Raw genomic sequence first — 16644 nt, 5'->3', positions numbered from 1 at the left:
GATCATGAACATGCCCATTCCTGAAGTGAATACCCGGCACACTGCCAAGGACCAGACCCGCTTCGCGGCGTTATGGCGCCCGGCGCTGGTGCAGGCGTTCGTCAAGCTCGACCCGCGCCAGCTCAAGCGATCGCCAGTGATGCTGGTGGTCGCGCTGACCGCTGTGCTGACCACCGTGCTGTGTGTTGCCCCCGGCAGTGGCGTGAGTACCGGCGTTGCCGTGCAGATCGCCCTGTGGCTATGGTTTACCGTGCTGTTCGCCAACTTCGCCGAAGCCCTGGCCGAAGGCCGTGGCAAAGCCCGCGCCGACAGTCTCAAGGCCGGCAGCCAGGGCCTGATGGCCCAGCGTCGTCAGCGTGATGGCAGTTACGAGACTGTTGCTGCCAGCGCGCTGCGCAAAGACGATGTGGTGCGCGTGGTGGCCGGCGAGATGATTCCCGGTGACGGCGAGGTGCTCGAAGGCATCGCTGCGGTCAACGAGGCCGCCATTACCGGTGAGTCTGCACCCGTGATCCGCGAATCCGGCGGCGACCGCTCGGCCGTGACCGGCAATACCCGGCTGGTCTCCGACGGGTTGCTGATCCGCATCACCAGCAACCCGGGGGAGTCGACCCTGGACCGCATGATTGCCCTGGTCGAAGGCGCCAAGCGACAAAAAACGCCAAACGAGATCGCCCTCGACATCCTGCTGATCGGCTTGACGCTGATCTTCCTGATCGTGGTAGTGACCTTGCAGCCGTTCGCCCACTTCGCGGGTGGCAGCCTGCCGTTGATCTTCCTGGCCGCGCTGCTGGTGACGTTGATCCCCACTACCATCGGCGGCCTGCTGTCGGCCATCGGCATCGCCGGCATGGACCGGCTGGTGCGGCTGAATGTGATCGCCCGCTCAGGCCGTGCGGTGGAAGCAGCCGGTGACGTGCACACGCTGATGCTCGACAAGACTGGCACCATCACCTTCGGCAACCGCCGTTGCAGCGCCCTGCATGCTGCGCCAGGCATTACCGCCAAGGAATTGGGGGAGGGCGCGCTGTTGGCCTCGCTGGCCGATGACACCGCCGAGGGCAAGTCGATTGTCGAGTACCTGCGCCAGCTGCACGACTTCATCGAGCCGGCTGCCGGGCAGTTTCAGGCCGTGGCCTTCAGTGCCGAGACCCGTTTGTCGGGTATCGACTTCCAGCAGCACCGTTACCGCAAGGGCGCAGTCGATGCGGTACTGGCATTCGTCGGCATGCAACGGCTGGAAATGCCCCCGGCGCTGGCCCGCGAAGTGGAGCGCATTGCCCAGAGTGGCGGCACACCGTTACTGGTGTGCGTCGACAAGCGCCTGCTTGGCGTGATCCACCTCAAGGACGTGGTCAAGCCGGGTATTCGCGAGCGCTTCGCCGAGTTGCGCAAACTGGGCATCCGCACCGTGATGGTGACCGGCGACAACCCGCTGACCGCCGCTGCCATCGCCGCCGAAGCAGGGGTTGATGACGTACTGGCCGAGGCCACGCCCGAGAAGAAGCTGGCGCGTATTCGCCAGGAACAGAACGACGGCCGTCTGGTGGCCATGTGCGGCGACGGCGCCAACGATGCCCCGGCCCTGGCCCAGGCGGATGTGGGCATGGCCATGAACGACGGTACCCAGGCTGCACGCGAGGCGGCCAACATGGTCGACCTGGACAGCGACCCGACCAAGTTGCTGGATGTGGTACAGGTCGGCAAGGAGCTGCTGGTCACCCGTGGCGCGCTGACCACGTTCTCCATCGCCAACGACGTGGCCAAGTATTTCGCCATCCTGCCGGCACTGTTCGCCGCGATCTACCCGCAACTGGGCGTGCTCAACCTGATGCACCTGGCCAGCCCGCAGAGCGCGATCCTGTCGGCCATCGTGTTCAACGCGCTGATCATCATCGTGCTGATTCCGCTGGCACTGCGTGGCGTGCGGGTGCAGGCGGCCAGTGCGGCGCATCTGTTGCGGCGCAACCTGCTGATCTACGGGCTTGGCGGCATCGTGGTGCCGTTTGCCGGGATCAAGCTGATCGACCTGTTGCTCAACGCCCTGAACCTGGTCTGAGGAGGCCACCATGAATGCTTATGTACGCCCGGCGTTGAGCCTGGCCCTGTTGATGACGCTGGTGACCGGGGCGTTGTATCCACTGGCGGTGACCGGCATTGCCCAAGTCGCTTTCCCGCAGCAGGCCAATGGCAGCCTGGTGCGCGATGACCAGGGCCAGGTGCGGGGTTCGGCACTGATTGCCCAGGAATTCAAGGGTGACGGCTGGTTTCACGCAAGGCCTTCGGCAGGCGCCTACGCGACCGTGGCCAGCAGCGCGAGCAACCTGTCTCCGAGCAACCCGGCGCTGGCTGAGCGGGTAAAGGGGGATGCCGCTGCGTTGTATCAGACGCAACAGGGGCCGGTGCCACAGGCCTTGCTGACCACCTCAGGAAGTGGCCTTGACCCGCACCTTCCGCCAGAAGCGGTGGCCTATCAGATCCCGCGGGTGGCGGCGGCGCGGCAAGTGCCGGTAGAGCGCTTGCAAGCCTTGCTGGAAGAGGCCACCCTCCACCCATTGATCGGCCCGCCGGTGGTCAATGTGCTGGCGCTCAACCAGGCCCTGGAAAAACTCGCCACCCTTAGATGATTTGAAGGGTTGGCAGGGACCCTGTGGGAGCGGGTTCACCCGCGAAGAAGGCGACTCGGTGCATGGCACCGGCTTCGCCGGTGTTCGCGGGTAAACCCGCTCCCACAGTTACGGTGTTTGTCCCTGAATTAGCTAGTTGCTGGAAATTGCAAAGGATGAAACATGAGTGATTCCGCCCGCGCCGATGCGCTGTTGGCTAACCTCCCACGCACCGGCCGGGGCCGGCTGAAGGTGTTTCTCGGCGCTGCGCCCGGCGTCGGCAAGACCTTCGCCATGCTTCAGGCCGCCCACGCCCAGCAACGCCAAGGCGTTCAGGTGCTGGCCGGGGTGGTCGAAACCCACGGCCGCGCCGAAACCGAAGCGCTGCTCGCCGGCCTTCAGCAGCAGCCCCTGCTGCGCAGCCAGTACCGCGGCGTCACGCTTGAAGAAATGGACCTCGACGGCCTGCTCAAGGCAGCACCGGCCTTGGCCCTGGTCGACGAGCTGGCCCACACCAATGCCCCCGGCAGCCGGCACGCCAAGCGCTGGCAGGATGTGCAGGAACTGCTGGCCGCCGGCATCGACGTGTACACCACGGTCAACGTCCAGCACCTGGAAAGCCTCAACGACAAGGTTCGCGACATTACCGGCGTGCTCGTGCGCGAAACCCTGCCGGACTGGGTGCTGCAGGAAGCCTTCGAGCTGGTGCTGATCGACCTGCCGCCGCGCGAGCTGCTCGAACGGCTGCGCGAAGGCAAGGTGTATGTGCCCGAGCAGGCGCGGGCTGCGATCGACGCGTACTTCTCACAAACCAACCTGACCGCCCTGCGCGAGTTGGCCATGCAGACTGCCGCCGCCCAGGTGGATGCCGACCTGGCCCACGGCTATCGCCAGCGCGGCCAGGAGGCCCCGGCCTTGCGTGGCCGGTTGCTGGTGGGCGTTGATGGCGACGACCAGGCCGAGCGCCTGGTGCGTCATGCCAGCCGCGTGGCCCAGCGCCGCCACCTGCCCTGGAGCATGGTGCATGTGGACAATGGCCGCCTGCGTGACGAAACCGCTCGCCATCGCCTGCAGGCTGCGCAGCAACTGGCCGAGCGCCTGGGCGGGGAGGTGGTGCTGTTGCGCGCTGGCGAAGTGGCGCGCACGCTGATTCAGCATGCTGTCGAACGGCGGGCCAGCCTGGTGCTTGTGGGGCAGTCTCGCGACCGCTTGCGCCGACGCCTGTTTGGTGCCGGAGTGGCTGCCCGGCTGTTGCGTGAGAGCCATGACCTGGAAATCAACGTACTGGACCGCGACGTGCAACCGCCAGCGCCGCGTTCGGCGGTACGGCGGGTGTGGGTGTGGCGCCATTACCTGCTCGCGCTGCTGGCCACCGTGATGGCTGCGGGCCTGGCCTGGGCAGTGTCGAGTGTGCTGGCGCTGCCCAACATCTCGCTGGTGTTCCTGGCCGCCGTGTTGCTGGTGGCAGTGCGCAGCAGCCTGGGGCCTGCACTGGCCTGCGCCGCACTGTCGTTCCTGACCTACGACTTTCTGTTCATCCCCCCTAACTTTTCGTTCAGCATCCAGCGCGAAGAAGACGTGCTGACCTTGGTGTTCTTCCTGCTGATGGCCGCACTCACCGGTAACCTGGCCGCCCGTCAGCGCCGCCAGTTGCAGGCGCTGCGCGAAACCCAGGCGCAGACCAGCCAACTGCTCGACCTGTCGCGCCGGCTGACCGTGGCCACCGATCGCCAAGCCGTGTTCAATGCCGCCGGCCAGCATCTGGATGGTTGGCAGGATATGCAGGTGTGCCTGCTGGAGCGCAACGCTGAAGGCCAACTGCAGGTGGCCAGTGGCGAAGCCCATGCCTTCAGCGATAACGAACGCGCCGCCGCCGAATGGGCCTGGCAGCATGGCCAGGCCGCCGGCCACGGCAGCGATACGCTGCCCAATGGCCGCTGGTGGTGGTGGCCGCTAGGGGTGGATGAACAACCCCTGGCGCTGCTCGGTGTGCGCCCACGCTCCGGCCAGCCGCTCAGCGACCCACGTCGTCGCCTGCTCACGGCCCTTGGCCAGCCGCTGGCACAGGCGTTGGCACGCGCCCGCCTGGCCGAGCAACTGGAGGCCGCACGCCTGCATGGTGAAACCGAGCAGTTGCGCAGCGCCTTGCTGGCGTCCGTTTCCCATGACTTGCGCACGCCGTTGACCGCCATGCGTGGCAGCATCGACAGCCTGCTGGCATTGGGCGACGCGATCCCGACTGAAGACCGCCGAGAGCTGCTGGAGGGCACCCGCAATGAGGCCGAGCGCCTCGACCGCTACATCCAGAACCTGTTGGACATGACCCGCCTGGGCCACGGCGGCCTCAAGCTGGCGCGCGACTGGGTGGCTCCGGGCGACATCGTCGGCAGCGCGCTCAACCGCCTGCGCGCAGTGCTCGCCCCGTTGCGCGTGCACACCGACGTGCCAGCCGAGCTGCCGCTGCTGTTCGTGCATGCGGCGCTGATCGAGCAGGCGTTGGTCAATGTGCTGGAAAACGCTGCACGGTTCTCGCCGGCCAATGGTCGGCTTGAGCTGCAGGTATCGGTGCAGGACATGCAGTTGCGTTTTGCCGTCCTTGACCAAGGCCCCGGCATTCCGGTGGCCGACCGCGAGAAGATCTTCGACATGTTCTACACCGCCGCCCGTGGTGACCGTGGCGGGCAGGGTACCGGCCTGGGCCTGGCCATCTGCCAAGGCATGATAGGCGCCCATGGCGGGCAGATTCTGGTGGGCGAAGGCATCGATGGCCAAGGCACAGGCATCACTCTATGCTTGCCGCTGCCCCCTCAACCTGAAGCCGAAAGCGAAACCCCATGAGCCAGCCCGCCACGTTGTTGGTCATCGACGATGAGCCGCAGATCCGCAAGTTCCTGCGCATCAGCCTGGCCTCGCAAGGCTACAAAGTGCTTGAAGCGGCCACCGGCGCTGAAGGCCTGGCCCAAGCGGCGCTGGGCAAGCCGGACCTGGTGGTGCTCGACCTGGGCCTGCCGGACATGGACGGCCAGCAGGTGCTGCGTGAGCTGCGTGAATGGAGTGCGGTGCCGGTGATGGTGCTGTCGGTGCGTGCCAGTGAAGTGCAGAAGGTGGATGCGCTGGATGGCGGGGCGAACGACTATGTGACCAAGCCGTTCGGCATCCAGGAATTTCTGGCGCGGGTGCGGGCCTTGCTACGCCAGGTGCCGCAGGCCGGTGGTTCGGAGGTGGCGGCCAGCTTTGGGCCGTTGACCGTGGATTTTGCCTTTCGCCGGGTGACGCTGGATGGCGTTGAGGTGGCGCTGACGCGCAAGGAGTATGCCTTGCTGGCGCTGTTGGCCGGGCATCCGGGGCGGGTGATTACCCAGCAGCAGTTGCTCAAGGACATCTGGGGGCCTACCCATGTGGAAGACACCCATTACTTGCGCATTGTGGTCGGGCATCTGCGCCAGAAGCTGGGGGATGACCCCACGGCGCCACGGTTCATCATTACCGAGGCGGGGGTGGGGTACAGGTTGGTGGCGCCGGTCGCTTGATCCGGGCATCTACCCCGGAGGGTGAAAGGGCATCAGGCCCTGGCCGGCTCCCTGTCGAACAGCTGGCGCATGACTTCCAGATAGCGCCGCGCTCCCAAGCCCAAGGGGCGCGGCTTGACCCAGATGATATCCACCCACAAGCGCAAGCGGCTGGCCATGTTGTCAAAGCGCACCTCTGCCAGTGCGCCTGAGGCAATCAGCGGTTCGACCAGCGGCTGCGGCAGGTAGGCCCAGCCGAGGCCAGACTGCACCAGGTCCAGCGTGGCCAGGTAGCTGTCGGTCAGCCAGATGCGCCGCGACAGCACCATTCGCGGATCCGACCCGGTGGCCTTGCCCGAGGCCACGATGATCTGCCGCTGTTCTGCAAAGGCTTCTTCAGGCAATGGCGTGCCGCTGTTCTGTCCGGCGGGGTGGCGGGGCGAAGCGACCGCTACCAGCAGCTGGCTGCCGGCTTCAAGAAACGACTCCCGTTCGTCGATACCAGGTCGCTCGAACACCAGCGCCAGTTGCACGCTGCCTTCGTGCAGCAAGCGAACGGCTTCGGTCTGCGTGGCCGAGCGCACTTCGATTTCCAGGCTGGGAAACTCTTGGGCGAGGATTTCGAGTGGCTGGCTCCAGCGACCGGTTTGTAGCTCGGGTGCCATGGCGATGGTCAGGCGCTTTTCCAGGCCTTTATGCAGTTGCAGAGCCTGGGCGTCCAGCAGGTTGAGCTGGCAGATCACCTGCCTGGCTTGCGGCTCCAGCGCCAGGGCGGCGCTGGTGGGCAAGGCCTTGCGCGTGGCCCGGTCAAACAGCACCAGGTCCAGTTCAGCTTCCAGCTGGGCAACCGCCATGCTGACGGCTGAAGGCACACGGCCCAGCTTGCGCGCAGCGGCGGAGAACGAGCCGGCATCGAGCACGGCGAGGAATATTGCCAGGGAATCGCTGGAAAAGGCCATTGTCAGTAAACCTGATGATGATCATCTTTTATTGATAGAAATTATGAACATTAATGCACATACAGGACAGTTCCCTCAATGGAGAAGAGCGTGCATAGACCAACCGCGTGGCATGTCACTCACTGGAGTGCAGACCCGTTCAGCCTCGGCGCCTACAGTGCGTTGTTGCCGGGCGGGACGCGGCAGCATCGAAGTGACCTAGGCCAAGTGCTGCATGAACGCTTGGTCATCGCCGGAGAAGCTTGTGACACCCGCGCCCCGGCAACGGCTCATGGTGCATGGAATGATGGGCAGCGCGCCGCAGAGGCTGCAATGGCGGCCGGGGCGCGCAAGGTGATCGTGATCGGTGCCGGTTGTGCGGGCTTGACTGCGGCACAGCGTTTGCGGCGCCAGGGTATCGATTGCATTGTGCTGGAAGCACGAGGGCGTACAGGCGGGCGCACGCATACAGTCGAGCTGGGGAGTGTGAAGGCCGATGAAGGTGCGGCATGGCTTCAACATTTTGCTGAAAACCCATTGGCCGCCATTGCGCAGTGCCAGGGTTTGGCTTGCATCGAGACCGACTTCAGCCGCCCGCTTGCCGCTGCAAGTGACGGAGTGTTGCCAGATGTCGAAGGCGCCTGGGCTGCCTTCACCGAGCGCCTTGACCGGCAGTTGCCTTTGTCCGAGGCGATCAGCGGCTATATGGCCACACTGGACCCTGCTGGCGTGCGGGCCACGCAGTTCGCCATTGATGCCAACCTTGTGCTGGAAGCGTGTTTACCAGTGACGCAGCTGTCGGTCAGCGCATTGGACGAAGAGGGCGTCGGGCATGGCGACTGCATGCTGCCTGGTGGCTACAGCGAGCTGGTCGATGTGTTGACGCAAAACCTGGACATTCGGTTGAACACACCGGTAACCCGTATCGACTGGTCAGGCACAGCCGTCATGGTGAATGATGAAACCTGCGATTTCTGTATTTGCACAGTCCCCGTAGGTGTGTTGAAAACGATGCACTTCACCCCTGCGTTACCTGAAACCCAGCAACGAGCGCTGGCGCATTTGGGCATGGGCAAGCTGGAAAAGGTGATTTTGCAGTTCGATGAGCGCTGGTGGCCAAGTTCATCCTCCGGCTATTTGCGCTGGTATGACGTGCCTGCCAGTTGGGGTGAGTGGCTGGACCTGACCGATGCCGTGGGCAAGCCCACCGTCGCCGGGCTGATTGCCGCCGATGCAATTGAGCGTCAGTTCAGCGGTCGCACAGATGAACAGATCGCGATGGCCGCGTGTGAGGCACTAGAGGCGTGGGCCGCAGCCATCGGGCTCACGCCTTGAAACTTACAAGCCTTCGCCAAGCACCCGGTCAATGCTGTCGACAAAGTAGTCCACGCTCGCCCGGGTGGTGCACATTGGCGGCTTGATCTTGAGGATGTTCAGGTAGTCGCCTGTAGGCTGCATGAAGATCCCCAGATCACGCAGGCGGTCGCACAGGGCCATGGTTTCTTCGGTGGCCGGCTCCAGGGTTTCGCGATTGCGTACCAGTTCCAGCCCCAGGTAGAAGCCCGACCCATGCGCCGCGCCGGCCAGCGGGTGCTTGTCGACCAGTGCCTGCAGGCGCGCCTTGAAGTAGCGCCCGGTGTCGCGGGCGTTGTCCCACAGGCCTTCTTCCTGCATCACGTCCAGCACCGCCATGCCAATGCGGCAGCTGACCGGGCTGCCACCTGCCGAGGAAAAGAAGTAACCCTCGGCCTCCAGCGCTTCGGCAATTTCGCGGCGGGTGATGACCACGCCCAGCGGCTGGCCGTTGCCCATGCCTTTGGCCATGGTGATGATGTCGGGCACCACGCCCTGCTCCTCGAAGCCCCAGAAGTACTCACCCAGGCGGCCATACCCCACCTGTACTTCGTCGGCAATGCACACGCCGCCACGCGCGCGGACCTTGGCGTAAGCATCGCGCAGGTAACCGGCCGGCAACGAAATGCCGCCAGCATTGCCGTACACGGGCTCGCAGATGATGCCCGCCAGTTGACGGCCGCGTGCATCGAGGTCGGCCAGTTTGGCATCGACGTCACGCAGGTAGCCGGCAGCGCTGTCGGCGCCGCGGAATCGGCCGCGGAAGGTGTTCGGCGCCTCGACCGGGTGCACCCAGTCCGGTCGGGTTTCCAGGGCTTGCGGGTTATCGGCGATGGAGGTGGAGATGGCGTCGGTGGCCACCGACCAGCCGTGGTACGCCTCCAGCACGCTCAGCAGGTCGCGCCCGCCGCTGTAGGCCCAGGCCAGGCGAATGGCCAGGTCGTTGGCCTCGGTGCCACTGTTGACCATGAACACACGGTCGAAACCTTCGGGCGCCAGGTCGAGCAGGCGTTCGGAAAACTCGGTGATGGCCGCGTAATGGAAGCGCGAGTTGGTGTTCAGCAGTGACCACTGTCGGGCCGACTCGGCGACCATGCGTGGGTGACCATGGCCCAGCACGGCGACGTTGTTGAGCATGTCCAGGTAGGCGCGGCCCTGCATGTCGATCAGGTAGTTACGCCAGCCGCGCTCAATGTGCGGTGGCTGCGCGTAGTAGTGTTTCTGCGAGCGGGCAAAGCTGGCGTCGCGGCGGGCCAGCAGGGCTTGTGGGTCGGGCAGCGGATCGGCATCGCAGTCCAGGTCCAGCAGCGCGGCTGGCGACGGGCACAGGGCCAGCCAGGCATCGGCCTGCGACGGGGTGGCGAAGAAGGGGGGCTGGATGCTGAGGTCCAGGCACAGCTGTACGCTGAGGAAACCGCAGCTATTGCCCAGCGACTGGCCTTTTTCCACGGCCTGTCCATCTGCGGGGGCATCCTCCAGGCCCTGCAGCCACAAGGCCCAGTGCGCGGTTCGCAGGCAACCGCGGCCGTCGCCATGGCGCTGCCAGGTGCCGGTTTCTGGCGCTTGTACCTGGCTGCCGTTGGGCACATGCAGCTCAACGCCGAGGGCACAGGTGGCGGGCTCTTCGGGGCGGTCGATATGGGTCTGCGACAGGCGATATTGCCCGTACAGGCTGCAAGCCGGGGCCGCTTGCGAGGTCAGCAGGTGCTGATCGAAACCGGGTTGCTCCCAGTTGCCCGCTTCGCAATTGATGCTGAGTACCCCCAAGTCCACCCGTGTTACAGCCTGCCCGGCCAGCTCGGGGAGCAGGGGGGCGCAACGGTTCAAGTCTGGAACGTCGAGCGGCAAGCCTGCCGCTTGCAGGATGGCGGCCTCCATCAGCGCGAAAGGCACGGCGGTGGCGGTGTCGAAGATTTCCCATTCATGGGCCACGTTATCGCGGGTGTACTGGTTGCCAGGGTCCACGGCCAGTTGCTGTGCGCTGCTCAACACCAGCACAGCGGCCCGGTTGATCACCAGTGGCCATAGGGCGCGTAGCTCGGCCTCGGTCAGCGGGTTGAGCACCTGGTAGGCGCTGATCGCCGGCAGGATGCGCAGCGGGTTGCCCTCGGCGTGGTGCAGCAATGCTGCGCAGGTCACTGACAGGTCGGCAATGCGCCAGGTACGCAGCAGGTCGCCGAAGTCGATCACACCTTGCAGTTGCCACTGGCGCTGGCCATCGCGAGCCCAGACGGTGTTGTCGTCGGTGATGTCCAGGTGCACGGGCTGAACCGGCAGCTGGTCCACCAGCGGCGTCAGGCGCGCGCAGGCCTGGCGAGTGGCGTGTTCGATGCGGGTGCGTTGCCCGCTGTCTTGCAGCACCGGCAACAGGTGGTCGATCAGCGCCTGGGCATGTTGCGGGTCCCATTGCAGGGTGCGCACAAGGCCGGGGTGATCGAAGTCGACCAGCGCCCTGTCCAGCTTCGCACAGAGCCTGCCCAGTTCAGCGATCAGGCGTGGCTCCAGGTGTTTGAGGCGGGTCAACGGTTGGCCTTCGATGTAGTCGAGCAGGCGCAGGCGCAGGGGTTGCCCGTCTACGTCCAGTGCCAGCAAGCCTTCGCCGTTGCTGGCGGGGCGCACGGCGGGTACTGGCAAGCCCTGTTCGCGTAAGTAGGCCAGGGCGGCATGTTGTGCTTCCAGCTCCAACTGGGCATAGCTGCCGTGGCAGGCCTTGAGCACATAGCGGCCTTCTGGCGCCTCCACGCGGAAGTTGAGGTCCTGTTGGCTGCCCAATGCCGTCAGGCCACCGTCGAGACCATAGTGCGCCTGCAATACGGCGTGAGCCTGCGTTTCACTGAGTGAAGGGCTGGGCAGGCCGGATCGGCTGATCAGTGTGGTCAGGGCAGGAGAGGCGGACGGGTGCTGTGGGCTGGGCATGAGGCTCTACCGTTGCTGCTGGGAGTGGACGGAGAGAATTTATGCCTGGTCTGGCTGATGATGAAAGACGATTGTTGTCAGGGAAACTGATAATAGCGCTGAATTATGGAAATTATTGGCAGCCAATAATTATTGGCCATTCATAAAGCCGGATAAAACCGCTGCAAGCTTTCATTCCAGACCTGGGCGTAGTGGGTAAGCCAGCGTTAATCGCTGCAGTGTCGCGAAAGGGCCGCGTAGCGGCCCCGGGTTTCAACTTCATTGCATGAATTGCTGGGGCCGCTTTGCGGCCCTTTCGCGACACAAGGCCGCTCCCACAGCGACCGCGTTAGCCTGTCATGCGTTGACGTGTTTCGTCATCGAGTGTGCGCCTTAGGGAGGCCAGGAATGGAATGGCATCCGTATAACGGCGGCCGTATTCCAGGTTGAACGCGTAGTCGAAGCCAGGCGGGTTATCGCCCTGGGCGTGCTGCAGGATGGTTTCGATCTTGTCGAGTGCCTTGACCACCTTGGCTTCGGGCGAAGTGGCCGCTTCGTACTCGTCGAACAAGGCAACGATGTTGTCTTGCATCGAGGGTTCCAGCGTTGATGTGATGGCTAGCAGGTCCTGCCGTTCACCCATTCCCTTGTCGGGCATGGCCTGAGCCTCGGGGGCGGGGACATCGCCATTCAAGGCCTCCCCAAGGTCATGGACAAGGCAAAGCTTCAACACCTTGCAGATATCGACATCACCCAGGTCTTCTTCAAACACCAGTGCCAGCAATGCCAGCCGCCAACTGTGCTCTGCGGTACTTTCACGCCGGCCCGTGGAGGTGTGGGCACTGCGGGTCACGCTCTTGAGCTTTTCGGCCTGGCGCAGGAATTCGAGTTTTCCATGAAGGTTGTGATCTGACACGGTGAGTGACCTCTGGCTATTGCAGAGGTGGATCTTCGACGTGGTGCTTGCCTGCGTCCACGCATTAAATATGCGCGAGTGTTTCGACCAGTCGGGCAGTCGAGCCATCCGAGAGGGTTAACCGTGTCCAGCGGCACAGGCTGTGCTGGATGGGTACCACCGCAGAGCCGTTCGTGCCAGTGGCGAACTCCAGTGCCGGGGAGGTCAGGTTATCTCGCCAGCCCAACTCGGCCAGGCGCTGTTCCTGATTGGCGATTTCCTCTGTAGCGAAGGGCCACAGCGAAACGCCCAGCAGTTCGCTGACCGGGATGTGGAACTCGGCTTCGCGTGGGACTGAGCACGCCAACAGGCGGTGGGTGAGGTCGCACACCAGGTGTACAGGCTGCGCGTTGCCCGATACAAGCCGCGCCAGTGCATGGTCGGCAGCGCTGCTGAGGCGGGCCTTGAGCAAGGCTTCGATACGGGCGCGCTGTTCCGGCTCGGCGTCCTGAACGCCAGATTCCCAGCGGGAAATGGTGGACTGGCACACCCCGAACATCTGCGCAGCGTGCAGTTGCTTGACCCGGTTCAGCATGCGCCAGTGCCTGAGCATCGGGCCGATGGGGGACGGTGAGATAGTCACAAGAAAGCCTCCAGTGCTGTGCGGTCCTGCAGCGGTCAGTGTATGGGCAGTTGCAGCAACGCAACCGCCCATACTTTGATCTTTAGCGCATCATGCCCGGTTCGGCATCATCCACCTCTAGAAACGCCGCCTCCAGCAACTGCCGCGTATACGGATGCTGTGGCGCATGGAAGATCGCCTGCGCGTCCCCTTGCTCCACCACATGCCCATGCTTGATCACCATCAACTGGTGACTCAACGCCTTCACCACCGCCAAGTCATGGCTGATGAACAGGTAGGTGAGGTTGTACTTTTGCTGCAAATTACGCAGCAACTCCACCACCTGCCGTTGCACTGTGCGGTCCAGCGCGGAGGTGGGCTCATCCAGCAGGATCAGCGCCGGCTTCAACACCAACGCCCGTGCAATCGCAATGCGCTGGCGCTGCCCACCGGAAAACTCATGCGGATAGCGATGCCGCGTACGCGGGTCCAGCCCCACTTCCTCCAGTGCCGCAACAATCGCCGCTTCTTGCTCTTGCGGGGTACCAATGCCGTGAATGCGCAACCCTTCACCCACGATGTCCGCCACGCACATGCGCGGGCTCAGGCTGCCGAACGGGTCCTGGAACACCACCTGCATTTCCCGCCGCAGTGGCCGTACGGCCTTCTGGTTCAGCCCTTGCAAATTCTGCCCGTGGAAGTGAATGCCGCCCTGGCTGGAAATCAGCCGCAGGATCGCCAACCCAAGCGTCGACTTGCCCGACCCGGACTCGCCAACAATGCCCAGCGTCTGCCCTTGCGGCAGGCTGAAGTTGACCCCGTCCACTGCCTTCACATGGTCCACCGTGCGCCGCAGTAGCCCCTTCTTGATCGGGAACCACACCTTGAGGTCATCCACCTCAAGCAGCGGCGCGCCCACCGGGTTATGCGCCGGCAGCCCACTGGGCTCGGCGTTGATCAGCATCTGCGTGTAATGGTGCTGCGGAGCACTGAACAGCGTGGCGCATTCGGCCTGCTCGACGATCTGCCCGCGCTGCATCACGCATACGCGGTGGGCGATGCGGCGCACCAGGTTCAGGTCATGGCTGATCAGCAACAGCGCCATGCCCAGGCGCGCTTGCAGTTCCTTGAGCAGGTCGAGGATCTTCAACTGCACGGTCACGTCCAGCGCCGTGGTCGGTTCGTCGGCAATCAGCAACTCCGGCTCGTTGGCCAACGCCATGGCAATCATCACCCGCTGGCGTTGCCCGCCCGACAGCTCGTGGGGCAGGGCCTTCAAACGCTTGTGCGGCTCGGGAATGCCAACCAGATCCAGCAGCTCCAGGGTGCGCGCAGTTGCTTCCTTGCCGGTCAGGCCTTTGTGCAGCAACAGGATTTCGTTGATCTGCTTTTCGATGCAGTGCAGCGGGTTGAGCGAGGTCATCGGCTCCTGGAAGATCATCGCAATGCGGTTGCCGCGAATGCGCTGCAGGGTCTTCTCGTTCTGCTGCAGCAGATCTTTGCCTTCATAGCGGATGCTGCCGCTGGGGTGGCGGGCCAGGGGGTAAGGCAGCAGGCGCAGGATCGAGTGCGCGGTGACCGATTTGCCCGAGCCACTTTCACCCACCAGGGCCAGTGTCTCACCCTTGCGGATGTCGAAGCTGATACCGTCCACCACGCGGTTGACCTGGTCGCCGGTGACAAACTCCACCGCCAGGTCGCGCACTTCGATCAGGTTCTGTTCACTCATGTCACTTCCTCGGGTCGAAGGCATCGCGGGCGGATTCGCCGATGAACACCAGCAGGCTCAGCATCAGCGCCAGCACGGCAAAGGCACTGATGCCCAGCCACGGCGCCTGCAGGTTGGACTTGCCCTGGGCCACCAGTTCGCCCAGCGATGGCGAACCGGCAGGCAGGCCGAAGCCGAGGAAGTCCAGGGCGGTGAGGGTGCCGATGGCGCCCGTGAGAATGAACGGCATGAAGGTCATGGTCGAGATCATGGCGTTGGGCAGGATGTGCCGGTACATGATCGCGCCGTTGCGCATCCCTAAGGCGCGGGCGGCGCGCACATATTCCAGGTTACGCCCGCGCAGGAACTCGGCGCGCACCACGTCCACCAGGCTCATCCACGAGAACAGCAGCATGATGCCCAACAACCACCAGAAGTTGGGCTGCACGAAGCTGGCGAGGATGATCAACAGGTACAGCACTGGCAGGCCGGACCAGATCTCCAGAAAACGTTGCCCGGCCAGGTCGACCCAGCCGCCATAAAAGCCCTGCACCGCGCCGGCGATGACGCCGACGATGGAGCTGGCAATGGTCAAGGTGAGGGCAAACAGCACCGAAATGCGGAAGCCGTAGATCACCCGCGCCAGCACGTCGCGGCCCTGGTCGTCGGTGCCCAGCCAGTTGTCCGCCGAAGGTGGTGCCGGTGCGGGCACGCGCAGGTCGTAGTTGATGCTCTGGTAGCTGAAAGGGATGGGCGCCCACAGCACGAAGCTGTCTTTCTTTTCCAGCAACTCGCGGATGTACGGGCTCTTGTAGTTGGCTTCCAGCGGAAATTCGCCGCCGAAGGTGGTTTCCGGGTAGCGCTTGAACGCCGGGAAGTACCACTCGCCGTCGTAGCGCACGGCAACTGGCTTGTCGTTCGCGATCAGCTCGGCGCCCAGACTCAGGCCGAACAGGACCAGGAACAGCCACAGCGACCACCAGCCACGGCGGTTGGCCTTGAAGCGCTCGAAGCGCCGGCGGTTGAGGGGGGACAAGGCCATGTCAGTGCTCCCGGCTGGCGAAGTCGATGCGTGGATCGACCAGGGTGTAGGTCAGGTCGCCGATCAGTTTCACCACCAGCCCCAGCAGGGTGAAGATGAACAGGGTGCCGAAGACCACCGGGTAGTCGCGGTTGATGGCTGCCTCGAAACTCATCAGGCCCAGGCCATCGAGGCTGAAGATCACCTCGATCAGCAGGGAGCCGGTGAAGAAAATACCGATGAACGCAGACGGGAAGCCGGCGATCACCAGTAGCATGGCGTTGCGGAACACATGCCCGTACAGCACGCGTGGCCGGCTCAGTCCCTTGGCCTTGGCGGTGACCACATACTGCTTGTTGATCTCGTCGAGGAAGCTGTTCTTGGTCAGCAGGGTCATGGTGGCGAAGTTACCGATGACCAGTGCGGTGATCGGCAGCACCAAGTGCCAGAAGTAGTCCAGCACCTTGCCGGTGGTGCTCAGCTCGTCGAAATTGTTGGAGGTGAGGCCGCGCAGCGGGAACCAGTCGAAGTAGCTGCCGCCGGCGAACAGCACGATCAGCAGGATGGCGAACAGGAACGCGGGGATGGCGTAGCCGACGATGATCGCCGAACTGGTCCACACGTCGAAGTGGCTGCCGTGGCGTACCGCCTTGGCGATGCCCAGCGGGATCGACACCAGGTACATGATCAGCGTGCTCCACAGCCCCAGCGAGATCGACACCGGCATCTTCTCGATGATCAGGTCGATGACCTTGGCATCACGGAAGAAGCTGTCGCCGAAGTCCAGCTGGGCGTAGTTCTTGATCATGATCCACAGGCGCTCGGGCGGCGACTTGTCGAAGCCGTACATGCGCTCGATTTCGGCGATCAGCGCCGGGTCCAGGCCCTGGGCGCCGCGGTAGTTGGAACCGGCCACGGAAACCTCTGCGCCACCACCGGCAATGCGGCTGGTGGCGCCTTCGAAGCCTTCGAGCTTGGCGATCATCTGTTCGACCGGGCCGCCGGGGGCGGCCTGGACGATGATGAAGTTGATGATCAGAATGCCGAACAGGGTCGGGATGATCAGCAGCAGGCGGCGCAGGATGTAGGCCAGCATC

Annotated in this window: 12 protein-coding genes; 5 read left to right on the top strand and 7 right to left on the bottom strand. The window is 64.1% G+C overall.

What is annotated here, in order from left to right:
* The first annotated feature begins 4 nt into the window (after positions 1-4).
* The 4 genes from kdpB to QQL85_RS22235 all read left to right on the top strand — a co-directional run bounded on the left by kdpB (position 5) and on the right by QQL85_RS22235 (position 6136).
* The gene (gene kdpB, locus QQL85_RS22250) at positions 5-2059 is read left to right on the top strand and encodes a potassium-transporting ATPase subunit KdpB (RefSeq protein ID WP_284356620.1); all 2055 of its coding nucleotides are present in this window, start codon (positions 5-7) and stop codon (positions 2057-2059) included.
* A gap of 10 nt (positions 2060-2069) precedes the next feature.
* On the top strand, positions 2070-2627 hold the full coding sequence (kdpC, locus tag QQL85_RS22245; RefSeq protein WP_284356621.1) for a potassium-transporting ATPase subunit KdpC: 558 nt from the start codon (positions 2070-2072) through the stop codon (positions 2625-2627).
* 162 nt (positions 2628-2789) lie between these two features.
* Entirely contained in the window at positions 2790-5444 is a 2655-nt protein-coding gene (locus QQL85_RS22240) for a sensor histidine kinase (RefSeq protein WP_284356622.1), read from the top strand.
* Positions 5441-6136, top strand: coding sequence for a response regulator (locus QQL85_RS22235; RefSeq protein ID WP_284356623.1), 696 nt, complete (start codon positions 5441-5443; stop codon positions 6134-6136). The genes QQL85_RS22240 and QQL85_RS22235 overlap by 4 nt, the downstream gene beginning before the upstream one ends.
* A gap of 32 nt (positions 6137-6168) precedes the next feature.
* On the opposite strand, the gene QQL85_RS22230 is transcribed toward QQL85_RS22235, so the two are convergent.
* Complete coding sequence (locus QQL85_RS22230) at positions 6169-7074, bottom strand: LysR family transcriptional regulator (protein ID WP_019096477.1); 906 nt, start codon at positions 7072-7074, stop codon at positions 6169-6171.
* A 78-nt stretch (positions 7075-7152) separates the two neighbouring features.
* Here QQL85_RS22230 and QQL85_RS22225 point away from each other — a divergent pair, with 78 nt between their 5' ends.
* The gene (locus QQL85_RS22225) at positions 7153-8388 is read left to right on the top strand and encodes a flavin monoamine oxidase family protein (protein ID WP_284356624.1); all 1236 of its coding nucleotides are present in this window, start codon (positions 7153-7155) and stop codon (positions 8386-8388) included.
* A 3-nt stretch (positions 8389-8391) separates the two neighbouring features.
* On the opposite strand, the gene QQL85_RS22220 is transcribed toward QQL85_RS22225, so the two are convergent.
* The 6 genes from QQL85_RS22220 to QQL85_RS22195 form a co-directional block, all read right to left on the bottom strand.
* Positions 8392-11322 (bottom strand): aminotransferase, encoded by a 2931-nt coding sequence (locus QQL85_RS22220; RefSeq protein ID WP_284356625.1) that lies wholly within the window; start codon positions 11320-11322, stop codon positions 8392-8394.
* Positions 11323-11650: 328 nt separating this feature from the next.
* Entirely contained in the window at positions 11651-12217 is a 567-nt protein-coding gene (locus QQL85_RS22215; protein WP_284356626.1) for an HD domain-containing protein, read from the bottom strand.
* A gap of 64 nt (positions 12218-12281) precedes the next feature.
* Positions 12282-12809, bottom strand: a complete 528-nt coding sequence (locus QQL85_RS22210) for a helix-turn-helix domain-containing protein (protein WP_284356709.1) — start codon at positions 12807-12809, stop codon at positions 12282-12284.
* A 112-nt stretch (positions 12810-12921) separates the two neighbouring features.
* A complete protein-coding gene (locus tag QQL85_RS22205) occupies positions 12922-14547 on the bottom strand; it encodes an ABC transporter ATP-binding protein (protein WP_284356627.1) in 1626 nt (541 codons plus the stop codon).
* Between the two features lies 1 nt (position 14548).
* Positions 14549-15568 carry an ABC transporter permease gene (locus QQL85_RS22200; RefSeq protein ID WP_284356628.1) on the bottom strand — a complete coding sequence of 340 codons (1020 nt, stop codon included), beginning with the start codon at positions 15566-15568 and terminating at the stop codon, positions 14549-14551.
* A 1-nt stretch (position 15569) separates the two neighbouring features.
* Positions 15570-16643: a microcin C ABC transporter permease YejB gene (locus tag QQL85_RS22195; RefSeq protein ID WP_056803365.1), complete on the bottom strand. Its 1074-nt coding sequence runs from the start codon at positions 16641-16643 to the stop codon at positions 15570-15572.
* Position 16644: the final 1 nt, after the last annotated feature.

Source organism: Pseudomonas putida, assembly GCF_030159595.1.
GTDB lineage: Bacteria > Pseudomonadota > Gammaproteobacteria > Pseudomonadales > Pseudomonadaceae > Aquipseudomonas > Aquipseudomonas putida_AC.
The sequence above is the reverse complement of the archived record's forward strand: the minus strand, read 5'-3'. Positions and strand labels throughout refer to the sequence as shown.

Bases quoted from the DNA above. Each gene is read 5' to 3' on its own strand.
- kdpB (WP_284356620.1), top strand. From the start codon at position 5: ATGAACATGCCCATTCCTGAAGTGAATACCCGGCACACTGCCAAGGAC.
- kdpC (WP_284356621.1), top strand. From the start codon at position 2,070: ATGAATGCTTATGTACGCCCGGCGTTGAGCCTGGCCCTGTTGATGACG.
- QQL85_RS22240 (WP_284356622.1), top strand. From the start codon at position 2,790: ATGAGTGATTCCGCCCGCGCCGATGCGCTGTTGGCTAACCTCCCACGC.
- QQL85_RS22235 (WP_284356623.1), top strand. From the start codon at position 5,441: ATGAGCCAGCCCGCCACGTTGTTGGTCATCGACGATGAGCCGCAGATC.
- QQL85_RS22230 (WP_019096477.1), bottom strand. From the start codon at position 7,074: ATGGCCTTTTCCAGCGATTCCCTGGCAATATTCCTCGCCGTGCTCGAT.
- QQL85_RS22225 (WP_284356624.1), top strand. From the start codon at position 7,153: ATGGAGAAGAGCGTGCATAGACCAACCGCGTGGCATGTCACTCACTGG.
- QQL85_RS22220 (WP_284356625.1), bottom strand. From the start codon at position 11,322: ATGCCCAGCCCACAGCACCCGTCCGCCTCTCCTGCCCTGACCACACTG.
- QQL85_RS22210 (WP_284356709.1), bottom strand. From the start codon at position 12,809: ATGCTCAGGCACTGGCGCATGCTGAACCGGGTCAAGCAACTGCACGCT.
- QQL85_RS22205 (WP_284356627.1), bottom strand. From the start codon at position 14,547: ATGAGTGAACAGAACCTGATCGAAGTGCGCGACCTGGCGGTGGAGTTT.
- QQL85_RS22200 (WP_284356628.1), bottom strand. From the start codon at position 15,568: ATGGCCTTGTCCCCCCTCAACCGCCGGCGCTTCGAGCGCTTCAAGGCC.
- QQL85_RS22195 (WP_056803365.1), bottom strand. From the start codon at position 16,643: ATGCTGGCCTACATCCTGCGCCGCCTGCTGCTGATCATCCCGACCCTG.